Source organism: Fulvivirga ligni (assembly GCF_021389935.1).
Classification (GTDB): Bacteria; Bacteroidota; Bacteroidia; order Cytophagales; family Cyclobacteriaceae; genus Fulvivirga; species Fulvivirga ligni.
Genome location: NZ_CP089979.1, coordinates 5,562,488 through 5,585,395, shown reverse-complemented (window position 1 = coordinate 5,585,395; position 22,908 = coordinate 5,562,488). Strand labels below are relative to the sequence as shown.

Genomic DNA, 22,908 nt, shown 5'->3' with positions numbered 1-22,908 from the left:
CACAAAGGTATCTGTTAAAATAATATTTTTGAGCTTATTTTCTAGATATGTCAGTTTAAATTATTAAAATCTATATTTGGATATTGCTTTAGGTTCTATAAGTATAGAGCAGGAGGTCGTTGTAAGTTCATTAAAAAATATAGTTTTATTTTATGATATATGAATAGGTTTGAAGAACAGAGTGAGTTCAAACCTATTAAGAACATTCTCACTTATCACTGCTATTCATTCTATATGATCTTTATTGTTAAATTTATTAGATTGTCTCACATTAATGAAATAGGCTAATTCGAGTCCTTATACGGATGCCTGCAAAATTATAAATCAATGTTAAACCAATCAGATAAAGAAAGAATCAAAGCAGAAGAGATCTTCAGAAATGAAGTTCGTAAAGAACTTGAGCAAGGAAAAAAGAATTCTAAGTTTTGGGTGTTTCTAAATTCTAGTTTTGGAATATTCATACTCTCCTCAGTGCTCATCGGAGGGCTATCTTTTGGTTATAAGGAATGAAGAAATAACGTTGATCTTCAAAACAAAAAGGAAGAAAAAGCTGAGCGAGATGATCAAATTCGGACTAGGTTAAGATCGGAAGCAATTTATCGGCTGCATACCCCAAGCTGGTTCAAGCATTTAAGTGATGGCTAGTTCGAGGTTCTAGCTCGGCCTTTAGGTTCTGCAAGTCGTGGTATAAAAGTCGATTTGTCTTTTCTAACTGATGCGATGGACCTGTACGTGCGAATATCTCTATAGTTACAGGTCCTCTGTTTCTAACACGTGCCATGTCGACACTGTATTGGAATGAATTTTCTATATAGTTATTGAGAGTCGTTACCTGTTGTGCATATACTAAGTTAAAAATGTCTAACGTTTGGTATTGTTGAGTAAGAAGCCAGTTTTTAAATTTCAGGTTTATAATTTAAACTATCGACTTGCTAATGAATTCTAGGAAGATAATACTCTTGAGTCTTGGGACTATTATAGTGATGACCTTGGTTAATATTTTATATTAACTTGCTACAGGGTGAAAATAAACAAGGTTATCATCACTATTTTCATACTCTTTTCTATAGTTTCATCTGGCTATGCTCAAAGCAAGATTGAAGGAAAATTTGAAGCAGGTTACATATTATTCAATCACATCAATAGTCAAAAATTTAATAACTCAAGACTGGCTGATGAATCATATGGTTTGAATCTAAATGCCATCTGTGGTCTTCAGCCTAGCGAGAAAGCTTTTGTAGGCTTAGGTCTGGGCTATCTGAATTTTGACCTCAGCAATAGCGGCATCCACGGCATAACAGCCTTTTCTACTTTTGAGTTTATACCACCTACTTATAAAAAGACAAAGTTTTATTTGAGATCAAACCTGGGCTACAGTCAACGCTGGTCCAGGCAGAGTAAAGAACGCGGAACATCTATTTTGGAACTCAATCTAGGCTTAAAACGAAGGATGAACCACAAAATGAAGCTCTACATGCATTCTGGTGTTTTATTTACTCAGCGTTCAGTTTTTATTCCAATAAGGTTGGGGGTGGGGTTTTAGCAGTTTCAGTGGAATATTATAAAAGAAGTGACTATAAAAAATCACGGGTGTGGGTAAAATATATTGATTAATAATTTTTAATTATTGTTTTGCGATAAATTATTATATATTTACAATAAGTAAATAAAATCAATATGTCACACAACACTAATAAGGGGATTAAGGCCTTTAAGGCTATTTATCTGGTCGGGATTATATTCGCCGTAATGAAGTTAATCGAATATTTGCAATGGACATTTCAGTTGATAAAAAAATGGCGTTTACCAGAAGAGCCATTTTTCTCTAAAGTAAATTTGAATGGTATTGATGCAGATATGCCCATATCAGCTTATTTAGTTTTTGGCATTTTATACATCGTTGTATTTGGATTCATATTTCTAGGCCTTTACCAATTAAATAATACCACGAAATTGATTTCAGAGAATATTATTTTTCAAAAGGAGGTAGGTTCAGCCTTTAAAAAGGCAGGTAGATCATTTCTGGCTTTTGCCTTTGGTACCCTAATAATCGATATCTCGGTACTGTTATGGGCGCAGACTTCTAACAGAGTGATAGACTTATTGTCAACTGAATTAATAGTCTTTCTTATTTTAGGTTATTTGATGTTATTTTTAGCGGACATTTTTAAAGAAGGAATAACGCTGCAGGAAGAAAACGAACTTACGATTTAATTATGCCTATTGTAGTTAATTTAGATGTGATGCTTGCAAAGAGAAAAATGCAATCGAAGGAATTGGTAGAAATTCTTAAAATTACTCCTGCCAACTTATCCATATTAAAAACAGGAAAAGCAAAAGCCATTCGCTTTTCCACCCTTGAATCTATTTGTGAGGCTTTAGAATGTCAACCAGGAGATATTTTGGAATATAAGTCTGAATGACTCATTTATTCAAAAAAGAGTGCCAGAAGCTTATCTTGGTGATAGGTATAATGTATTTATCCTCTGTTGCCACAACGCTCGGCATGGTGGTAATATCCCCATCGCTGTTTTGCATAGCCTGGCCTATCAATTACATCAAACATTAAAAGTCTCACAAAACGCTGATATATTAACTCACGTAATACTGGTAAGTATGAGTATTTGTTTGTGACTGGGAAGTCTCACAACGCTTATATTTATTTTAATATTAAATTTATTAAATTGACCCCGTAATTGAATAAGGGAATGTTTATTTCAATTATTCAGACGTTACTAGCAAAACGACACCCTTATCAAGCCTATGTCGTAGAATATTTATATCTAAGTAAACTCTACATTGGCATTCAATATGATTAAACAATTATCAACTCCCTTTATGCTGGCCCTAAAGGCACGTAATCTCACGGTAGAGATTCATCATCATTCTGCCTATCAAATGGTGTTATCAAATGATGTGCCATTTACTTCTACCATTAATGGCAAGCTATGTGAACAAATACACGGTTTCATCATCAAACCGCAGGTAAAACACCATTGTGTTGCAGAAAAAGGAACCTTAAATGTGGTGAATGTTGAACCTTATTCTACTGTTGGATTAGAGCTAGCAAACAGGCTTCAGTCTAATCAGGATTTCTTGGTCTTCAACTCGCCATCCGAAACCAGTTCTTTCTTTCAATTAGAAAGAGAAACCTTTGATATATACACTATCATCAATGCTCTCTTATCCAAAATACCTACTTTGGATTACGATGAAAGGGTTTCCCAAATCATTGAATACATTCATGCCAACTATGCAAACCAAGGCATCACACCCCAAACATTTGCTGAGATTGTTTTTCTTTCCCCTTCCAGATTAGCAGCTCTGTTTAAAGAACAGACTGGGAGCAGTCTATCCAAATATTTGTTGTGGACAAGGCTACGACATGCAATACTTCTAACCCTTTCAGATAAAGAAAGAAATTTAACCGATATTGCTTACGCCACTGGATTCTACGATCAATCCCAATTCAATAAGTACATGTATGAGATGTTTGGTATGCCTCCCAAAGCATTAAAAATTAATAGCGATTTGATAGAAATTTACTAATGAGCATAAAATATAAAACCCCAAAGCTGCTTTTTCAGGCTATTTTGGGGTTTATTTCTTATTGAAAATGATTTTTACATTTCTTTTTCAAAGAAGTGATGATTCATTGTTTCGATTACTTCTTCTATTCCTACCTTTTTCAGCCATTGATATTCTTCAGTAGAAAGGTCGCCAGCGGTGTAATGCAGCTGAGCAGAGTTATTCAAAGTGGCTCCATAAATCACCTTAGCAATGCTTTCTGGCGTATCACGCTTGGTAGAGGAGTCAGCCCTCATAGCGGTGATATAGTGCTCAAACATTTCCTTATAATCAGGATGAGAAGCCACTTGCGCATTACTTCCGAAACTGGTTTGCATATAAGCAGGTACTATGGTTTTGATAGCTATACCTAAGTTTTTTAATTCATAACTCATGCCTTCTGTCCAGGTTTCTAAGGCCGCTTTTGTGGCCGCATAAACCGCTACAAATGGATAAGGAATGTTAGCCGTAGAAGAGGTCACGGTAATAATCTCACCTGCTTTCCTGCCTCTTAGATAAGGAAGAAAAGCTTTGGTAACTAGCATGGTTCCCAGAAAGTTAGTATTGATCTGCTGCGTTATCTGTTCGTCAGTGGTTCCTTCAAAAGGCCCCATTAACCCATAGCCAGCATTATTCAATACCACGTCTACAGGACTGATTGCTTCGGCCTTGGCGGCAATTTCAGAAATTTTCGCACTATCAATAAGGTCTAATTTCAAAAGATGCACATTCTCCAGCTCCGATAGTTCTGTTTCTTTTTCTGGCTGCCTCATAGCAGCAATTACTGTCCACCCTTGTGCAGCAAATAATTTGGCAGTTGCTTTTCCTAATCCTGATGATGCTCCGGTGATAAAAATGGTCTTGTTCATATCTCTAATTATTTAAATGATTAGGCTGCAAAGCTCCCAAATGAAAATATGAACCTGTTTACCAAATGGTAAATAGCAACTTAGCGTATATTTTTCCTTATTCTGCTCAGTGATTGCTGGGTGATACCCAGGTAGGATGCAATGTACGATAAGGGAATACGGTTAGCCAGTGTAGGGTATTTTTCCATAAACTCCAGATAGCGGGTAGTAGCGTCCTGAGAAACAAGAGGGCTTACCCTTTGCAGCTTTTTAACCAGCGCTTTATTAGTGAGTTTTTGAATGATACTATCCCAGGCAATAATGGTATCAGAAATTTCCTGCCAATCTTTATTAGAAAACACGAGCAGCCTGCAATCTGTGGCGGCCTGAATATATTCTGTAGAAGGTGCATTCTTCAGATTATAAAGCAAATGATTTTCTTCCAAGAAAATCTTAGTGATTTCCTCGCCCTTGTTGTTATAGTAACATGTCCGAAGTATGCCTTCCCGTATAAACCCCACCTGCTTCAGCACCTTTCCAGCTTCCGAAAAATAATCATCTTTCTTCAGCTCTACTTCTTTCGCCTTACTGCTGATCAAGTCAAGCTGCTGGCGGTTCAAGTCTCCGAATTGCAATATGTATTCTATAAATTCATTCATTATCACAAATTTATTAATAGCCATTTATCATCATTTACCATATGGTAAAAAGTTTTCTTCTTTAATGATTTCACCTGCCAGACTTTGAGTCCAACAAAATCGGACCTATAAGCATAACAGTGATTTGATACAATTTTTCGGATGCCCTGATATGCAGCTTTGTGATATCATTTTGAAATAATAAACAAAATATCATGAAAGCAATAGCATATCAAAAGTTTGGCAATACAGAGGTATTACAAACGGTAGAAGAAATTAAGCCTTCTATCCAATCAAATCAAGTTTTAGTAAAGGTCAAAGCCGTTTCTATCAATCCCATGGATTGGAAAATCAGAAAGGGTGAAATGAAACTGATGTCTGGCTCCAAATTCCCCAAACACATAGGTGTTGATTTTTCAGGGATCATTGAAGATCCGGGAACATCTCACTTTAAAAAAGGCGATGCAGTTTTTGGTGTAGTCAAAAACAACATGAAAGAAGGTGCTTTAGCCGAATATGTGGCTGTTCCATCATCTTTAGTTTGGAAAAAACCTGCACCGCTGAGTTTTTCAGAAGCCGCTTCTATTCCTATTGTAGGGATAGCTGCAGTTACAGCCTTACACAAAATGGGTGAAATCAACCCACAAACCAAAATTCTTGTCAATGGTGCAACAGGTGGTTTTGGGATGTTTTTACTACAGCTTCTAAAGCAGAAAGATGCTCATATCACAGCCGTTACCAGTACCAAAGGATTGGAGTATGCGCAAAAATGGGGAGCTAATAGCGTAATAGATTACACCAAAGTAAATGTGCTTACTCAAGCTACCACTTATGACATCATCATTGACCTATCGGGTAAGATGGGTTATGCCAATGCCAAACGAATAATGAAGCCCAAATCATTATTCTTAAACCCGGTACCACAACCTATTGATATCCCTGTCTCACTGATCAAAAACTTATTTAGAGGTAAAAAACACGTAGTGATTCTTTCCAGTCCATCCTCAAAAATCATGGACTTACTCCTTTCAGCAATCGACAATGGCCTGCAAATAGAAGTGAATAAAGTGTTTCCCTTTGAGCAAGCCGTGGAGGCGTACCAATATGCAGAAAAGGGCGGTTTTGTGAGCAAGGTGGCTATCGAAATCAACTAAAATCTCCAATAGAACAGTGATTTGACACAAGTTTTCAGCCTTGCGGAAAGCCACCTTTACATCACAATAAGATTCAAAGAAAATGATAACGAAGATTGATAATAACATCAAATATGGGAAGCAAAGAGGTGGATTTGGGATACAGGTTTTGTACCCCGGTCTTATCCGCCCTCAGTTAAACGATACAGGTTTTGCCACCATTGGCAGGATAGATCAGGCCATCATTACCCCAGGCACATTGATACCGATGCACCCTCATCAGGATGATGAGATACTCACCTACCTACGAAGTGGGAAAGTAAAGCACCTGGACTCAGAAGGGTTTACGGACATCATCTCCAATCAGAAACTCATGATGATGAATGCTGGAGCACGCTTCTATCATGAAGAGAAAACCCTGATAGAAGGAGGCACACTGGAAGGCTTGCAAATATTCATCAGACCGGAAACGGGTGGATTAAAACCACAGGTACAATTTCATGACTTACAGGAAGTTTACAGCCTCAATCAGTGGCGGAAAATTGCTGGCAAAGGCGATGATTATCCGCTCCAAATCAGAAGCAATACCTGGCTGATGGATACACGTCTGGAGCAAGGCAATGAAATCGAACTACCGAATGACAATTCTTACAACATCGCTTCCTTATTCTATCTAATGAAGGGGAAAATACAGGTAAATGAAGATACGATTATTACATCAGGGGAAAGTGTTTTGGTTGAAAATGAAAGTCCAGTTTTCATGGCATTAGAGACAAGCGATATGGTACTTTTCACCACACAAACGGACGCAACTTACTTTGAAGAAGGGATGTACAGTGGCAATCAAAAACAATTAATAAATCAAAGGTCAGTGATCTGATACAAGTTTATGGATCCACCACTATGCACCTTTGTCTTATAATTAATCAATAACAATTTAAAGAATACCAAATGAAAAAGAAGATAGTAATACTCGGAGCTACAGGAACAGTAGGTAGCAAAATTTCAGAAATCCTTTTGAATGAAGGACATCAGGTAACTGTAATGGCTCGACATACAGAAAAACTGGAAAAATTTAAAAGTATGGGTGCAGAGGTAATTAGTAGTGATGTCACTGATGTAAAAACCCTTACCAATGCTTTCAAAAATGCAGATAGTGCATTCCTCATTTTGCCCGACAATCCAAAAGCAGAAAACACCAGGGCGTACCAACGTCAGGTAACCAGCAACTACATTCAGGCCATCGAGAAATCAGGTATCAAATACATCGTCAATATGAGTAGCCTGGGTTCTCACATGCACGAAGGCAACGGCATGATGGGTGGTACGGGAGAGCAAGAAGTGCGATTAAATCAAATAGAAAATGTAAACGTACTGCACATTCGCTCAGCCTATTTTATGGAAAACTGGCTAAGAATCATTGGTTTGGTTAAAGCGAAGGGAATTGCGGGTACAGCAGCTGATGGAGATACTGCCATTCCGATGGTGGCCACTCAGGATGTTGCCAAAATTGCGGCAGGTCATTTGTCCAAACTGGACTTTACAGGCAAGAGTATTCATGCCGTGATGGGCCCAAGGGATTATACCTACAAGGAATTTACCAACATTATCGGTCAAGCCATTGGTAAACCTGAATTACCCTATGTGCAAATTCCGGTAGAACAGGCCAAACAGATCTTTTTAGGTAATGGGTTTTCTGAAGACTTTGTAGATAACCTATTGGGAATGGCAGTGGCCATTAAAGATGGAATATTTAATTACCAAAAAAGAGATGATTCCACTACTACAACCACCACCGCAGAGCAATTTGTAAATGAAGTCTATCTCCCAATTTTTAATCAGTAACCAGCTTAGTGATCTGGTACAAGTTTAAGGCGATCCATTAGATCAACTTTACATCATTATTATTAATTCAAAAGAAAAATCCATTTGAAATGAAACTATTAGAGCAAACACAATTAGGAAGCCTAACGCTAAAAAATAAAATGGCTATGTCTGCCATGACCAGAAGCCGTGCTGATATGAACGGTGTAGTAGGTAATATGACCGTTCAATACTATACCCAAAGAGTGAGTGCAGGCTTAATCTTTACCGAAGCTATCAGAATAAGTGAAGAAGCTACAGGTAGTCCACTCACACCTGGTATATATACAAATAAGCAGATAGAGGCTTGGACAAAAGTGACCAAATCAGTGCATGATAACGGAGGTAAGATCATTGCCCAACTATGGCATACTGGTCGTGCCGGACATTCAATTGATAGAAATGGAAAATTGCCATTGGCTCCTTCTGCAGTGGGCATTAAAGGGATGCAGCACTTTACCTCACAAGGCTTAAAAGATTATGAAACGCCTCAGGAAATCACGGTTGCCGAAATAAAACAAACCGTAAAGGATTACGGACAAGCAGCTAAAAACGCAATGGAAGCTGGGTTTGACGGTGTAGAACTGCATGCTGCCAACGGGTATTTGCCGAATCAGTTCCTGGCAGAGAGTGCTAACCAAAGAACCGATGCGTATGGTGGAAGTTTTGAAAACAAGGCAAGGTTCGTTTTAGAAATCATGCAGGAATTAATCGCTGCAGTAGGGAGTGAGAAAGTGGGAATTAAAATTTCAGCATACCACCCATACGGAGATATATTTTATGACGACCCGGTTGGAACTTACAACTATCTAATTGACGAACTCAATAAATTGGACTTTGCTTTTGTCGAAATAATGAAAAAAAATCCATTCTTCCCTCCACCAGCTCAATACCCAACCGCGGATGAAGTAGAAATGTATGGCAGTAGAATAAACAAACCTGTGATCGCAAATACAGGATACAACAAAAATTCAGCCGAAGCGGAGATAGAGAAAGGAATCGCCCAATTAGTCTCCTTCGGCACCCTATTCTTAGCCAATCCGGATTTGCCAAAGCGATTTGAATTAGATGCAGAGTTAAATGAGCCAGACAGAGCTACAATGTTCGGTGGTGGTGAACAGGGATATATTGATTACCCATTCTTAAGTAAATAAATATTCTAAATAATTAAAAAAAAGCACCGTCAAAATTGGTTTTACTTTCTCCCTGCATTGATTTAAAGAGTGATGATGAGACGTACGTTATAAAAAAGAAGAAGTGGATCCGATTCTGAGTAAGGAGTTTCTATACAGTCATGCGTTAATTTATGCTTCAAACAATATCGCTCAGGCAGACCCCAGTGAACTTAGGTTCGAAAATTTCTTCCGGTATTCCTTTTGGTTGGTATGGATGAGGTGCTAAATGACGATTCTAAAAATTTCTACCACTCCATTAACCGATACAAGTCAAAGCTAAATTGAAAGATTTGAAGGGCAAAAACACGTTTGGATGTTTTTACATATCGATGTTCCTGCTTCAGTTGAAGGCATTAGGGATATTAAGGAATTTAATCTGCTGATTGAAATCATACAGGAACATGGGATTGGTAAAACGTCAGGAATTAAACAAAAAGTAGGTGGATATTAAATTCGTCTACTTTTTTTGAAAATGCAACTACAAATTTGATTAATAGATTAATGGTCGGGGCGAGGGTTTTAGTGCATATAATCTATAACTATATAAACCGGCCAGAATAGATAACGCTCCCGCCTTTATTACGCCATTGATTCAAATATGCAGCTGTTATTCACTTATAAGAATTAATACCTACGTAAATATCAGTAAAATAACCCGGTATCGGTTAAAAGCACAATTGTTAGCAATATAATGGCTATATTAATTAATAAACTAAATTAATATGGAATTGTATTTATTAGATGATTCTTTGGATGAACTACATCTATTTGAGTATGTTTTGAAAAAGATTAGTCCTGCGTACCAATTAAGAAAATGGAGTTATGTGCTTGATTTTATGGCCGCTGTACAGAGTGAGATAAATACATATCCAGATTTTGTTTTTGTAGACCTTAATTTGTCCGATAATTACGCGGGAGTATAAATTGTTAGATATCTGAAAAAAATTAAATTTCCTACTCAGTTGTCTATTGCCGGTGATGAACTGTATAAAACACACTGTTGAAGAACCCTTCAATGTATTATATTCCGGGGACGAGAGTATTTTAATACAAATAGAGGCTTGGGATGATAAATCATATCCTTTCAGCTGCTAATTGCTATCTTGCATTGTCAAGGAAGCGAAGACCATGCTGCAGCCCATAACATTGGCGGTACACTACGAGCTCAACTCTTTGTGGTGACTTGTCAAATCTGCCAGATATAATCCCAAGTACTTTTCATGCAAAGAGCCACCTGCAAATATGGACCTATGGTGTAGTCTTGCCGTCCCAGAGGATATATTTATACTATCTTTCTTAAACATATTAGATTTATAATCATTTAATATGCTATAGTTAAAGCAGCATCAAAGGAGGGATTAGGAATTGACATGGGTATTCTAAATCCGTTGGTACTTAGAAGGATGAAATACATCTTTAATAAAATACCTAAATGAGCAAAGTTGAATCAAATGCATCAGGCTTTAAAAAAGCTGCTAAGGGATTCTTTCAATCCTTTAGAGAGCAGACTACTTGGAAGCCAGGTGATAGCATTTTAGTTAAAATTGGTAAGACAATTCTACATATTATTGGCATCTTTTTGCTAATAGCATTAAGTCCTTTTTTATTATTTTCACTAATTGTAGCCTTCTTAATCGCATTATGATTGACCGCATCATCAATTACAGCTTTCTTGTACCACTTGTAATCTTCTTGGGGCATCAGTTGCTGGAGATTATTTTTAAAATAAGCATACCATTCATTGATTACTACCTTGATCCCTTTTGCATGAGCGCACTTGCGCTTCACTTACAAGCTGCAGAGCGTTATTTGATTTTTGATCAAAATTTGCAGACGGTTGATGTTATTATAACCACCATCTTTTTAGCCATAGTTTCAGAGGTGCTATTCCCTTATTTATCAGATCGCTTTGTAGCTGATGCATTAGACGTATTAGCCATTATGCTTGGAGCTGTATGGTATTTAATGACCAATCCAGATTTTAATAGGGCGCACTGAAAAAGACAGAAGTATCTTTAAGTATAATTATAGTGCAAGGTAATCGTCTTGTTGCAAACGCTGAAATGCAATCAAAAAAAGCCATTCCTATAAGAACGGAATGGCCTCTATTAACTTACATTCTCTAACACTAGGTATAAATCTATAAAACTAAAATATAAATTCATTGGAATTTTTTAGTTTATATGCGCTAACACTTTCTTTATTGTTATCAGAATCTATCTGAGTTTTTGCGCTGAGATAGCCACTCGCGCCAAAATTTCGGATGCCGTGCCTTTAAAGCCATAGGTTTCAACTCATTTGTAGATATATCGTAGAATGTTGCTGTTTGAATATCATAAATAACTGCTGGAGAACTAATGAAAAACCTTCCCTCATAGAATTTATCAATTTTTAAAAATTCCTTGTTTTCAGTTTCAATGTATATAGGGTGTGTGCGTAGTGGCATATACTTTAACTTATGTAAATTTAATTTTTACTTATTTGAAAAAGGCGTACAATATGAGAAGGCCACACAAAATTTCGGGCCTTCAATGGATAGATTGCGTTGTATTGGACTATAACGCGAATATAAAGATACTGCAGTATCGATTAAAATCAACTAGATTTAAACGTCAAATTTCTATGTGGACAGTGCTATAGTCCTGTAGAGAATAATAAAAAAAGTAGTATTAAAAATGGCTGGTTAGCGTTGGTTCTAGGTTGAGGGATAATCCTACTTAAAGCCTGATAGATAATTATAAATGGAAAGGAATGAAGCTGGCTCCCAATATAAGTGCTATATGAACAGTATGAATTAAATCGGAAGTTAATTGGGCAGTATCATCTAATGAGACACGATGGTCCACTAGCGTAGGTTACCATCGCTCGTCACATTTCAAAATCGCCACCTGACGATATTTAAAGAATTGTAGAAACGCTTGGTCAATTATGTTGCTCTAATTCCTTAGCTATCGAGATAAAAGGCTGTTTTCTATGGTTTTATGTACCGGAGTGAATTTTGTATTAGCGTTTCAAATTTAAAACCTAAAACAATGAACGCTCAAGCAATAATAGAAAAACATATAGCAGATGATAACTTTCCTTGTTTAATGGGAAAATCGACACTAAAATCGGATACGCTTAAAATCGTAGATTATCAATATTTCAACAATGTAGAATCCACCAGGAAACTATATCAAGACCTTCTTACCTTCACCAAAAGTGTAGAGGGTAATTCCAAAAAGTTTTACAGTTTTATTGCCTCTTTTTCTTTAGAAAAAATAAGATCAGAAAAGCAGTTCGAAACTGTAATGTGGCAGCAGCTTCAACTCTTAAATAGTGTTGATAATTACTCTTGGGATGGTACGGTGAGTGATAATCCTGAAGATAACAGTTTTAGTTTCAGCGTAGGAGGGAAAGCATTTTATATTGTAGGTATGCATCCTAAAAGTTCCAGACTTTCCAGACAATGCCCTATTCCAGCTATGGTTTTTAATCTGCATTATCAATTTGAAAACCTAAAAGCATCGGGGAAATACCAAGTAATGAAGAAAAAAATCCGTGACAATGATGCCACAGTTCAAGGAAACTTAAATCCCATGTTGGAGGATTTTGGCCAGAGTAGTGAGGCCAGGCAGTATAGTGGTAGAGCCGTAGATAATCGATGGAAGTGCCCATTTCTAAATCAAAATAGAGTTTAATGTTACATATTATTAAAAAGCAGAGTGGAGAAGCATTCACTATTAAAAAGGGTCAATACCTTAAGGTAATTGATCCAAATGGGGAACAGGTGAGTGATATGGTACTTTTCAACGCTGATGATATAAGGGAGAAAATATCATCAGGCAAATCTCTGGATTTTGAGGAGACACTTTTATTAACTAAAGGACATAAGCTGTGGAGTAACAGATCGAACGTAATGGCTAGTATCATTGAAGATACTAACGGGAGAAATGACTTCCTACTTGCACCCTGTAGTCCTGAAACTTTTGAGATCATGTATAAGCATGAAGGCTATCACCCCAGTTGCTTCGAAAACCTTTATACTAACCTAGCGAAGTATGACATAAGTCCAGATGATATACCCACTGCGTTTAATATTTTTATGAACGTAAAATTTGCATCAGATGGAAAAATTGAAGTATGTCCACCAACTAGTAAATCGGGAGACTATGTGATATTTAAGGCGGAAATGAATTTGATCGTAGGTTTAACAGCTTGCTCAGCCGAGGATAGTAATAACGGAAGTTTTAAGCCTATTCACTTTGAAGTGCTAAACCAACTCAATTAACCTCCTTAAGGCAATGAGTTTAATTATTAGAGATATTAATGAGTCAATATTGCCCCTGTAATGGGGCTTTTTTACTCTTGTTAAAATCAAAAAGCAGACAATAAATAGTCCAACGTAGTGGTATGATATTAGTATTCATACGTTGAATCTAAACTTAAAATATTCGAAGTATGAAAGCACTATGTTGGCACGGTAAAAATGACGTGCGTATTGATACAGTTCCTGATCCAATTATTGAAGATCCGGATGATGTAATAATTAAGGTTACTTCCACCGCCATTTGCGGCTCAGATCTTCACTTATTGGGAGGTTTGGTTCCTACCATGCAGGAGGGAGACATTCTAGGCCATGAGTTTATGGGTGAGATTGTTGAGTTAGGGAAAAATGTGACCAAATTTAAGAAAGGTGATCGCGTAGTGGTGCCCTTTACCATCTCCTGTGGTCATTGTACTTACTGTGAGCAGGATGAATACTCGTTATGTGATAACAGTAATCCTAAACCAGAGCTTGGAAAAGAGAACATGGGACACGCTATTGCCGGTATATTTGGCTATTCACATATGACGGGTGGTTTTTCTGGAGGTCAGGCCGAATATGTAAGAGTTCCTTATAGCAGTGTAGGTCCTATTAAAGTACCTGAGGAGTTAGGCGACGAGAAAGTACTATTCCTTTCAGATATATTTCCTACAGGTTATATGGCTGCACTTAATGCAGGTATTAAAAATGGTGATGTAGTTGCCGTTTGGGGCTGTGGTCCAGTGGGGCAATTCACCATTAAAAGCGCTTGGATGATGGGAGCCTCTAGGGTAATAGCTATTGATTCCGTACCTGAGCGACTAGAGTTAGCTAGGTCTTTCGGAAAGGCTGAAACTATTAATACTACCGATGCAACGGAAGTATATGATTTGCTTATGGAAATGACATCTGGTAAAGGTCCTGACTGTTGTATTGACTCGGTAGGAGCGGAAGCTCACGGGACAGGTAGATTAGAAGTGATTAAGGATGATATTAAAGATTTGGCAAGAATTGATGGTGATCACCCATATGTTTTAGAGCAAATCATCAAATGTTGTAAGAAGGGTGGTAATGTTTCAATTCCAGGCGTGTACATCGATAAAGTGGAAATACCTTTTGGAGCGGCTATGAATAAAGGGCTCACTTTTAAAATGGGACAGACCCATGTGCAAGCATTTCTTGAGCCATTATTAAACAAAATCAAGAGTGAAGAAATTGATCCATCGGCTATTATCACACATAGATTGAAACTGGATGATGCTCCTGAGGCATATAAAACATTCAGAGATAAGAAGGATAAATGCATTAAGGTGGTAATGACTCCTTAAAAAATAAAGGTAGATTATTTTATCATCTACCTTTATTTATCATCCAAATTCCTTAAGTTCAGCGGTCATCTCCTTCTCAAGAACTAAATGTTCAATTACTTCCAGTAGCTTATTTTCACAGTATACCAGTTCATCACCTTTCATTTTAATGACCTTGGTAATGTTATCAATACATTCTTTCTCATCGGAGTTGAGAGCTGTACTTTGTTCATTATAAAGAATGATAGCTGTCAGTTTGGATCTTAATTCCAAAGAGGCTTGCTGCAATTTTTTTGTGTACTCAGTAATTTGCTTTAGATCATCAATTTTACTCATCTTTCTCCAAGGTTTGAATAGTCAATGTTCAAATACACCTAACCCATAACTCTAAAAATTGTTGACGCAAATTGGTAGATATTTAACGCAATATGATCTTATTTTTCATCAAGTGATTTTATAATTAGCAATTGCTAATTAAATTAGCAAAATACTTAATATAATAAATCATGAAATTGGAGGTAGGGTTTTATAAGGTTAAGAAAAAAGGTTTTGGAGGGAAATTTCATTATCTGACAATCTTTTATAGAGGTAAAGAAAAATTTTTCAGAATTGACAATTTACCAGAGATGAAGTGTGATAGAGGGTCATTGCCATTTGATGATATTGAGCATATCACAAGATTAAAAAGACCCTTGAATATCGCCAAGGTAATGCTTCATATTGAGTGGACCGATAGCGCTGGAGATGAATTTCATATCAATTTTAGAGATATCCAGATGTTTAGATCATTATTTGAGTTATTTCCTGAACTAGGGGAGACTTGTGGAGCGAATAGACGAAAGCCTAAAGTTCTCTCCGATCATAACTCAAAATAGTTTAAGTCTATATAAGTTTTAATGATAAGACATCCTCCAAATTCCCCTGATTCAGAGGTTAGAAATGCAGTACTTTGCCAATCATCTAATTCATTTATTACATCGTCGTATGTAGCAAGTAAAGTATTATGATAAAGGATTGGGGAATCTAAAAATAATTTTGCAGCTTCAACTGCGTATTCTGGTTTGGAATATGTACCTAAAAGGTTTCCTATTCCATCAGGATCACATTCAAATAAATTATAAATGAACATAATGGTATGTGTTACGATGTTACTGCCTTAACATTTAAAAGTAAGAAATATGCAAATCATTTGGGTTTGCCTACAGAGTCAATTGATGAAATTCTAAAAAAGACTCCTCCTATATATCACTCTAGCGGCTTTAGTCACCCAGATTTACCAGTAGTTACCGATAAAGACCCGGATGTCTTTCAATTATTTGAATGGGGTTTAATACCTCCTTGGGTGAAGGATGCTGCTACTTCTGTTAAGATAAGTAATACGACCCTAAATGCTCGAGGGGAAACAATTTTTGATAAACCCAGTTTCAGAAATTCAGCTAAATCCAAGAGATGTTTGGTTATTGTCGACGGATTTTTTGAACACCATCATTATCAAGAGAATACCTATCCTTTTCATATTAGAATGAAAAATGATGAGCCAATAGCATTAGCAGGGCTTTGGGAAAATTGGAACGGCAAAAACACCTGTTCCATCATTACTACTGAAGCCAATCCCATAATGGCTAAAATTCACAATAATCCAAAGGCTTCAGAGACACACCGTATGCCAGCCATAATACCTAAAGAGTTTCACAAAGAATGGTTAAAGCCTATTGAAGACGATTTAGATAAAAAACAATTGCTGGAATTAATTATGCCCTTTGATCAAGAGCAACTTACATGGTATAATGTGAGCAAGTTGAGAGGGAAAGTTTATTTGGGGAATAAACCTGAAATTTTAGAAGCTAAAATTTATCCTGAGTTGGATTTTACGTCCTAATAAAATGGTAATCTACGTTAATTATTGAAATAATCATTAGCTAAAAGCGTTTTGCAATTGGGTGACTAAAGAGTGACCCTGTTCAACATAAACCTATTTAGTATGATTAAAAACTTTTTAAATCACACAATCTGTGTGTGTTGGTTAGCATTATTATGCAGTTGTAATACTAACCATTCAGATCTACAACCCGAATATCCGGGGGAAGGCGGTATACAGGCCTCAAAGATAAGCCCAAGTCATTTTAGAGTAGCAGCTAACGATATCATTAGCTTGAAAGGTAGCAATGGGTTATTTGTAAGTAGCGAAAATGGGACTGGGGCCATGTATTGTGACCGCGAGGCTGCCAATAACTGGGAGAAATTTACCGTAATTGATCAGGGGAATGGTCGGGTAGCACTGAAAAGCATGGGCAAATATCTATCTTCTGAAAATGGCCAGCAATCCATGAAGTGCGATCGCAATAGTATTCAAGGGTGGGAACTGTTTACTATCATTGAAAATGCAGATGGTACTATTTCTATTCAAGGTAGTAATGGCAAATATGTATCGTCTGGCAATGGAGAAAACCCAATGATGTGTGATCGAGACATTATACAGGCTTGGGAAAAATTTACTGTTGTTAATCACAACGGCAATCCAGATGATAATGATGGTTGGAATCTGGCTAACCTAACTAATTACACTTCTTATCCTGATCCAGGAAGTGATGAATGTATTTATTATAATGGATGTCAATGGGCTGGGTATTTTGCCTTTATTGATGGTAAAATGACTGAAGCATGGGTAATGAATCATAACATTATAGCTATTCATTCCAAAGATGCTGACCAGTATAAGTTAAAGACTTTTAGACTAAGGCAGGGAAATCATCAGATAGACGCTATGGTATATGATATGTGTGCAGATTCAGATTGCGATGGCTGCTGTACGCAAAACTCCAGTGAAACAGGGTTTTTAATAGATATAGAAAAATACACCATGGAGAGGTTTGGTTCAGGTAGTGGTATAGTAGAATGGCAGTGTTTGGATTGTGAGTAAACGGCAGTACTTTATTCTTAATAAAGGATTTAACACACAGCTTCATCTTCCATTTGCATCTGTTAGATACATCTATTACCTAATTACGAAAGAAGGCCTCACAGAATGTAGGCCTTCTTAACAGTTAACGGATCGTTTTATTGAATTATAATTAGAGTGCAAATTTGCAACCTTTGTATAGTATTAGAAGTTCGATACATCTGGGTAGATTACAATATGGCGACGACTGACATCATCTTGACATTCAAGTCTTTTATTTTTTGGAGTATCACTTTATAATTTGACACCCTTTACATCCTTCATGTACTTAAGTTAGTCCTCAAACAAAGATGATTATGATGAGTCACCTAAATTCAACCAAGATCTCCTTATTGCTCATTTATTGCTGCATGCTGTTCTTACTTTTTAATCATTGTTCGGAGCGCAATCATGAAGATTCCAACGATATTGACATCTCATTTGAAAGCTTGAATAATTTAGAAACAGATACATTGTTCCTGAAATTTGTTAATCAATTGGTCACTAATGCTGAAAATATCAATGATTATATTGTAGCCTACGAGCTTTCTGAAAGAGAATCATCTCTTTCGGAAGATGAGAAACTTGAATTGGCACTTGCTTTAGGCTATGGTTCTATAGAAACAATGAATGAAGCTGAGCAAAAATTATGGGATAGCTGGATTAACATTGTTCAGAGATTTGGACTGATAACCCAGGAAAGGGAACTTGCAAGCCAAATCTTTTCGGAGCTGATTTTAGAAATTAAAATTAACAACTCTGGTAAGATTTTAAGTCCGGACCGAGAAGAATATTGTTCTGATCAACGTAACAGGTGCTATCAAAACCTTTTCAATAGGGCTATCATAACCGCGGATGAACTTTGTGAATATATCCCTAATCTTGGAATCGTCTCATGCATTCCTATTCCTCCAGATAACATCTTTCCCGAATGGGTAAGGCTGGGTCTAATGGGATGTGATTTTCAATATGATTGCTGTATTATTGGTTTCGATTCTAATGATTGTATGCGAATGTTTTAAAGAGTTTTTCATGACTAGAAACATCAAGAAAAGTATACATAACAAAAAGCTCACGCTAGTAGGCTCTTATTTTACAAAGTGAGATAAAACGCAATTATGTAGTCTCAGAATCAAATTAAAAGAGAAAATAATAATTTTTTTATATGTATATTTTTTTATTGGTTTGAGTTTTTGGTTAAACTAAGGTATTTATTAAACATTATTTTAAACCCTTCCCAAGACTGCGGTTGTATATAGAATATGCTATTATCATCATAGTTGGATTCATGCATTTCATAACTAAACAAGTAGCCTAATAAAATGCATTTATAATTAATTCCTAAGGTCCTTAATCGAGCTATTATTTGAAAACCATTCGGACCAATATCCATATCTGACTTAATAAAAATAACAAATAGTTTGTCGCTATTCTTAGTACTTAAATGATAAAAAAGGTCCTCACTATTATTGAAGAGGCTGAGATTAGACTCGTTTCTGTAGAATCTATAATAACAATAATGGAAAAGCTCTAGCTCCTCCAGTCGATCACTTATAAATATACATTCCATGAGACTGTTTAATATATTTCTACAAAGTCTAAACAAAATAATCTATTAACAGTTGATGAAAATGTGTAATTTTAGCTTTATTCCATTTTATTGGTTCTCATATAGTTATTTAAGTCTCGTTAAGCTATTCATATAACTCACCAAACATTCTTACCTCAAATCATTAATATTTACCAGCTCATTAATCTGTTTTTGTGGCCCTCATTAGTAATTTATAACCATTCCTTTAATCACGCTCTATGGCGGTGATAACCTAAGGAAGTCTACAGGTATAGCAATTACCCTCTACAGCATGGGTAATTCCATAATTGATTTTATTGTTTACAATATATTTCTGTCTCTATGGGAATTTGGTAGATAGTAACGTGATAGAGATACTCTTAATTATTGAATGCTCAGTATTCTGCTTTGACTTACAAATTTTCATTTTAGCTAGAACTAAAAAGACTTATTTTAAAAAAATTAGATGTAGCATAAATTATTTAATCAATTACAATTCAATATTCAAATTGTCTCATTTTAAGAATTAAGTATCATATTTACGGTTATTCTTAAATAAGTAAAATTTTCCCTATATGGGAATAGGTTAATGCTTAGTTGAATCGTAAGACATTGATATTCAGTATTTTATAATTTAGGTCTATCACTTGTATTGTTTAAGTTATCAATATATTCAAATCAATACAAGTATGCACACCATTTTAGTAGTCGATGATTTTGCAAGTATCAGGAAGGTAATAGCCGATACTTTAAAGAAATATGGTTTTGAAACACTTGAGGCTGGTGATGGAGAGGAAGCACTTGAAATACTAAGAGAAACTCATACCAAAATTGACTTGGTCTTAACTGACTATAATATGCCATATATGGACGGTTTTGGTCTTTTAAAGGCTATTAAGGGTGATGAGAACCTACAAAAGTATCCGGTGGTACTACTCACCTCCGAAAAGGCGAACGATAAAAAGTTGTTGGCAAAAGAGGCAGGGTTAAATGCCTGGATTGAAAAGCCTTACAAAATCGACAGCTTTATCAATATTATTAAATACACTATTGAGAAAAACAATAAGGATGTTGGAATATGATCAGATGTTTAAGGAGGAAGGTCATGAACAGCTAGAAATCGCTGAACAAGCCTTATTATCCTACGAAGCCAACCCTGATGTCAATTTTATCGAAGAGGCATTTAGGGCTTTACATACCTTCAAGGGTGGAGCACATATATTTAACTTAACCCATCTTGGAGATTTTGCTCATATGATTGAATCAGTACTGGATGGTATGAGGCAAAACCTTTTCGATAGAGAGTTAAAGATCGCAGATAAATTGCTTACCTACATTGATCATTTAAAGAAAATGATGGATGATCCGGAACTTAACAAAAAAGATCTGCTGGCAAAAAATCAGGTGTTATTAAGAGAAATTGAAAGTATATCAGCGAAGGTATCTGATTCTATTAAAAATACTGATCAAAGCAAAGAGAGAGCCATGTTGGAGGCTTTTATTGAAGAGGAGAATCAAGAGAACGTAAGTACCTATTATTTGTCAATTACTCCTGTGTCGGAAATTGACTTGTCTTCAGGACATCCTGTAATAAACATCATAGAAGATATGCAGGAATTGGGACAAGAAAAATTACAGGTTGATTATGCAGATGGTGATAATCATGTAATTCAGCATTGGGACCTTTATCTAGCCTGCCAGTCCACAAAAGAAGATTTAGAGGCCCAGTTCATGTTTATTGAAGATGAGCTTGCTCTTAATATCCATAAAGTTGCCAATTTCAATCTTTTTAAAGAATTGGGATTTGACGAATTGTTAAATGCACTTAATAAAATTCCTGCCGAAGAAAAACTTAACGAATTGTCAGCTTACGTGCTGTCCCTAAAAGAATCTTTAGTGACCACTGAGGATAATACTAATTCAGGGAATAACGGTCAGTCAAATAGTACCATTCGAGTGTCTACAGACAAAATAGATGCTTTGATGAACTTGGTCAGTGAATTAGTGACAGATCAAGGCAGTCTTAAAAGGCTTTCAAAACAATTTGAAGACCCATATTTTGAAGGGGTGGTGGAAAATATTGAACGTCACATACGTCAGTTGAGGGATGTTGCTTTCGATATGACTTTAGTACCCATTGATAGACTAACTGGAAAATTTAGAAGGCTCGTTAGAGATTGTTCATTGTCTGTGGGCAAAGATATAGATTTCCACGTCAGTGGTGAAAATACCGAATTGGATAAAATATTTATAGATAAGCTTTCCGATCCAATAGTTCATATTTTACGCAATTGTGTAGATCATGGTATAGAATCAGCAGATGAGCGACGTGCTAAAGGGAAAGACGAAAAGGGACGAATTTTATTAGATACATTTTACTCTGGGGCCAATGTACATATAGAAATTAGCGACGACGGAAGAGGTATAGATGAAGAGCAGGTAAGGCAAAAAGCAATTCATTCTGGACTGGTAAATGATGATAGCATTTTATCCAGAGAAATGCTTTTATCTCTGATTTTTGAACCTGGATTTTCGACGGCTCAAGTGGTAACGCATGTCTCTGGAAGAGGTGTTGGTATGGATGTAGTAAAAAAGAATATTGAGTCCATCCATGGTGAAGTTATCGTTCAATCGGAAGCTGGTAAAGGTACTAAGTTTACTATAAAGGTACCTCTGACGCTGTCAATTATAGATGGCCTTTTAATTAAGGCGGATCATTTATCCTTTGTAATCCCAATCGCGGATATTGATAAGTGCTATGAAGTTAAATCAGAATCATTGCTGGATAATTTTGACAATTTATTAATGCTGGATGGAGAGGCCATTCCATTTGTAGACTTGCGATCAGAGCTTTCGCTATACACCATGCAAATTCCATATTGTAGCAATATTATCACAGTCAAATGTAGAAATAAAAAGGTAGCAATAATTGCTGATGAAATATTAGACAAGGTCCAAGCAGTTATCAAGCCCATAAGTAGCTATTATAAAGAGCAAGAATTTGTTTCTGGCGCTACGATATTGGGAGATGGAGCCGTAGCTCTGGTTTTAGATGTCAACAAGCTCGTAGCACAAAAGGCGAAAAACAAATAGTATGAACTCTGAAATTGAAAGAATGAAAAAATCGTATTTAACCTTTAAACTTTCGGATAAGACATTTGCTCTGGAAATTGAAAATGTTATTGAAATTATAGAAGTACCTCAGATTACTATTATTCCCAAGGCCCCGGAGCACATGAGAGGTGTAGTCAATCTTAGAGGGCAGGTCCTACCACTTATCGATACGTCTATCAAATTTGGATTACCAGCTATCAAAACGGATATCAATACCTGCATTGTAGTTATGGAAATCCCATCATTAGATAAAACTATCAAATTTGGGGCCATGGTGAACCAAGTTCTTGATGTCTTGGAGAAGAGTGAGGAAGATATTCATGAATCACCTTCCCTGGAAGCAAATTATAACCTTGAATTTGTAAAGGGTATCATCAAAAGTGATGAGGATTTTATTGTTGTCCTTGACATACATAAAACCTTTTCTACTGATGAAGTGCGCTTATTGAAAAACATGGGAGATTAATCTT

General features: G+C 36.2%; 27 protein-coding genes. 23 read left to right on the top strand and 4 right to left on the bottom strand.

All coding sequences use genetic code 11. The annotated features are described in order from the left end of the window. Positions 1–327 precede the first annotated feature (327 nt). The 5 genes from LVD16_RS23680 (at position 328) to LVD16_RS23660 (ending at position 3,549) form a co-directional block, all read left to right on the top strand. Positions 328–510, top strand: coding sequence for a hypothetical protein (locus tag LVD16_RS23680; protein WP_233770777.1), 183 nt, complete (start codon positions 328–330; stop codon positions 508–510). 511 nt (positions 511–1,021) lie between these two features. Further along, complete coding sequence (locus LVD16_RS23675; RefSeq protein ID WP_233770776.1) at positions 1,022–1,543, top strand: hypothetical protein; 522 nt, start codon at positions 1,022–1,024, stop codon at positions 1,541–1,543. Between the two features lie 134 nt (positions 1,544–1,677). Then, a complete protein-coding gene (locus LVD16_RS23670) occupies positions 1,678–2,214 on the top strand; it encodes a DUF2975 domain-containing protein (protein ID WP_233770775.1) in 537 nt (178 codons plus the stop codon). Positions 2,215–2,216: 2 nt separating this feature from the next. Further along, a complete protein-coding gene (locus LVD16_RS23665) occupies positions 2,217–2,423 on the top strand; it encodes a helix-turn-helix domain-containing protein (protein ID WP_233770774.1) in 207 nt (68 codons plus the stop codon). A gap of 388 nt (positions 2,424–2,811) precedes the next feature. Next, positions 2,812–3,549 (top strand): AraC family transcriptional regulator, encoded by a 738-nt coding sequence (locus LVD16_RS23660; protein ID WP_233770773.1) that lies wholly within the window; start codon positions 2,812–2,814, stop codon positions 3,547–3,549. Between the two features lie 74 nt (positions 3,550–3,623). Here LVD16_RS23660 and LVD16_RS23655 read toward each other — a convergent pair whose 3' ends face one another. Both LVD16_RS23655 and LVD16_RS23650 read right to left on the bottom strand, forming a co-directional pair. Further along, positions 3,624–4,436, bottom strand: coding sequence for an SDR family oxidoreductase (locus LVD16_RS23655; RefSeq protein WP_233770772.1), 813 nt, complete (start codon positions 4,434–4,436; stop codon positions 3,624–3,626). An 80-nt stretch (positions 4,437–4,516) separates the two neighbouring features. Then, on the bottom strand, positions 4,517–5,074 hold the full coding sequence (locus LVD16_RS23650) for a Crp/Fnr family transcriptional regulator (protein ID WP_233770771.1): 558 nt from the start codon (positions 5,072–5,074) through the stop codon (positions 4,517–4,519). Positions 5,075–5,268: 194 nt separating this feature from the next. On the opposite strand from LVD16_RS23650, the gene LVD16_RS23645 reads away from it, so the two are divergent. The 11 genes from LVD16_RS23645 (at position 5,269) to LVD16_RS23595 (ending at position 14,837) form a co-directional block, all read left to right on the top strand. Continuing rightward, a complete protein-coding gene (locus LVD16_RS23645) occupies positions 5,269–6,207 on the top strand; it encodes an NADP-dependent oxidoreductase (protein WP_233770770.1) in 939 nt (312 codons plus the stop codon). A gap of 82 nt (positions 6,208–6,289) precedes the next feature. After that, entirely contained in the window at positions 6,290–7,066 is a 777-nt protein-coding gene (locus tag LVD16_RS23640) for a pirin family protein (RefSeq protein ID WP_233770769.1), read from the top strand. Positions 7,067–7,137: 71 nt separating this feature from the next. Next, complete coding sequence (locus LVD16_RS23635) at positions 7,138–8,031, top strand: NmrA family NAD(P)-binding protein (RefSeq protein WP_233770768.1); 894 nt, start codon at positions 7,138–7,140, stop codon at positions 8,029–8,031. Between the two features lie 89 nt (positions 8,032–8,120). Continuing rightward, complete coding sequence (locus LVD16_RS23630; protein WP_233770767.1) at positions 8,121–9,203, top strand: alkene reductase; 1,083 nt, start codon at positions 8,121–8,123, stop codon at positions 9,201–9,203. A 334-nt stretch (positions 9,204–9,537) separates the two neighbouring features. Then, on the top strand, positions 9,538–9,675 hold the full coding sequence (locus LVD16_RS23625; protein WP_233770766.1) for a hypothetical protein: 138 nt from the start codon (positions 9,538–9,540) through the stop codon (positions 9,673–9,675). Between the two features lie 271 nt (positions 9,676–9,946). Continuing rightward, on the top strand, positions 9,947–10,147 hold the full coding sequence (locus LVD16_RS23620; protein WP_233770765.1) for a hypothetical protein: 201 nt from the start codon (positions 9,947–9,949) through the stop codon (positions 10,145–10,147). Positions 10,148–10,656: 509 nt separating this feature from the next. Then, positions 10,657–10,869, top strand: coding sequence for a hypothetical protein (locus LVD16_RS23615; protein ID WP_233770764.1), 213 nt, complete (start codon positions 10,657–10,659; stop codon positions 10,867–10,869). After that, a complete protein-coding gene (locus LVD16_RS23610; RefSeq protein ID WP_233770763.1) occupies positions 10,866–11,222 on the top strand; it encodes a hypothetical protein in 357 nt (118 codons plus the stop codon). The genes LVD16_RS23615 and LVD16_RS23610 overlap by 4 nt, the downstream gene beginning before the upstream one ends. Before the next feature lie 983 nt (positions 11,223–12,205). Next, complete coding sequence (gene gntA, locus LVD16_RS23605; protein WP_305038991.1) at positions 12,206–12,904, top strand: guanitoxin biosynthesis heme-dependent pre-guanitoxin N-hydroxylase GntA; 699 nt, start codon at positions 12,206–12,208, stop codon at positions 12,902–12,904. Beyond that, positions 12,904–13,494, top strand: a complete 591-nt coding sequence (locus LVD16_RS23600; protein WP_233770761.1) for a DUF1989 domain-containing protein — start codon at positions 12,904–12,906, stop codon at positions 13,492–13,494. The genes gntA and LVD16_RS23600 overlap by 1 nt, the downstream gene beginning before the upstream one ends. Before the next feature lie 170 nt (positions 13,495–13,664). After that, on the top strand, positions 13,665–14,837 hold the full coding sequence (locus LVD16_RS23595; protein WP_233770760.1) for a zinc-dependent alcohol dehydrogenase: 1,173 nt from the start codon (positions 13,665–13,667) through the stop codon (positions 14,835–14,837). Between the two features lie 39 nt (positions 14,838–14,876). On the opposite strand, the gene LVD16_RS23590 is transcribed toward LVD16_RS23595, so the two are convergent. Continuing rightward, positions 14,877–15,152, bottom strand: a complete 276-nt coding sequence (locus LVD16_RS23590) for a hypothetical protein (RefSeq protein ID WP_233768951.1) — start codon at positions 15,150–15,152, stop codon at positions 14,877–14,879. Positions 15,153–15,322: 170 nt separating this feature from the next. Here LVD16_RS23590 and LVD16_RS23585 point away from each other — a divergent pair, with 170 nt between their 5' ends. Further along, positions 15,323–15,691, top strand: coding sequence for a hypothetical protein (locus LVD16_RS23585; protein ID WP_233770759.1), 369 nt, complete (start codon positions 15,323–15,325; stop codon positions 15,689–15,691). On the opposite strand, the gene LVD16_RS23580 is transcribed toward LVD16_RS23585, so the two are convergent. Beyond that, on the bottom strand, positions 15,676–15,945 hold the full coding sequence (locus LVD16_RS23580; RefSeq protein WP_233770758.1) for a hypothetical protein: 270 nt from the start codon (positions 15,943–15,945) through the stop codon (positions 15,676–15,678). The two genes, LVD16_RS23585 and LVD16_RS23580, sit on opposite strands and share 16 nt — an antisense overlap. A gap of 6 nt (positions 15,946–15,951) precedes the next feature. Here LVD16_RS23580 and LVD16_RS23575 point away from each other — a divergent pair, with 6 nt between their 5' ends. The 6 genes from LVD16_RS23575 (at position 15,952) to LVD16_RS23550 (ending at position 22,904) form a co-directional block, all read left to right on the top strand. Next, complete coding sequence (locus LVD16_RS23575; RefSeq protein ID WP_233770757.1) at positions 15,952–16,695, top strand: SOS response-associated peptidase; 744 nt, start codon at positions 15,952–15,954, stop codon at positions 16,693–16,695. Between the two features lie 102 nt (positions 16,696–16,797). Beyond that, the gene (locus LVD16_RS23570; protein ID WP_233770756.1) at positions 16,798–17,736 is read left to right on the top strand and encodes a fascin domain-containing protein; all 939 of its coding nucleotides are present in this window, start codon (positions 16,798–16,800) and stop codon (positions 17,734–17,736) included. Between the two features lie 335 nt (positions 17,737–18,071). Beyond that, positions 18,072–18,776 (top strand): hypothetical protein, encoded by a 705-nt coding sequence (locus tag LVD16_RS23565; RefSeq protein WP_233770755.1) that lies wholly within the window; start codon positions 18,072–18,074, stop codon positions 18,774–18,776. A 1,237-nt stretch (positions 18,777–20,013) separates the two neighbouring features. Then, positions 20,014–20,406 (top strand): response regulator, encoded by a 393-nt coding sequence (locus LVD16_RS23560; protein WP_233770754.1) that lies wholly within the window; start codon positions 20,014–20,016, stop codon positions 20,404–20,406. Continuing rightward, positions 20,375–22,417: a chemotaxis protein CheA gene (locus tag LVD16_RS23555; protein ID WP_233770753.1), complete on the top strand. Its 2,043-nt coding sequence runs from the start codon at positions 20,375–20,377 to the stop codon at positions 22,415–22,417. Before LVD16_RS23560 ends, LVD16_RS23555 begins: the two co-directional genes overlap by 32 nt. Before the next feature lie 22 nt (positions 22,418–22,439). Further along, positions 22,440–22,904 carry a chemotaxis protein CheW gene (locus LVD16_RS23550; protein ID WP_233770752.1) on the top strand — a complete coding sequence of 155 codons (465 nt, stop codon included), beginning with the start codon at positions 22,440–22,442 and terminating at the stop codon, positions 22,902–22,904. Positions 22,905–22,908 lie beyond the last annotated feature (4 nt).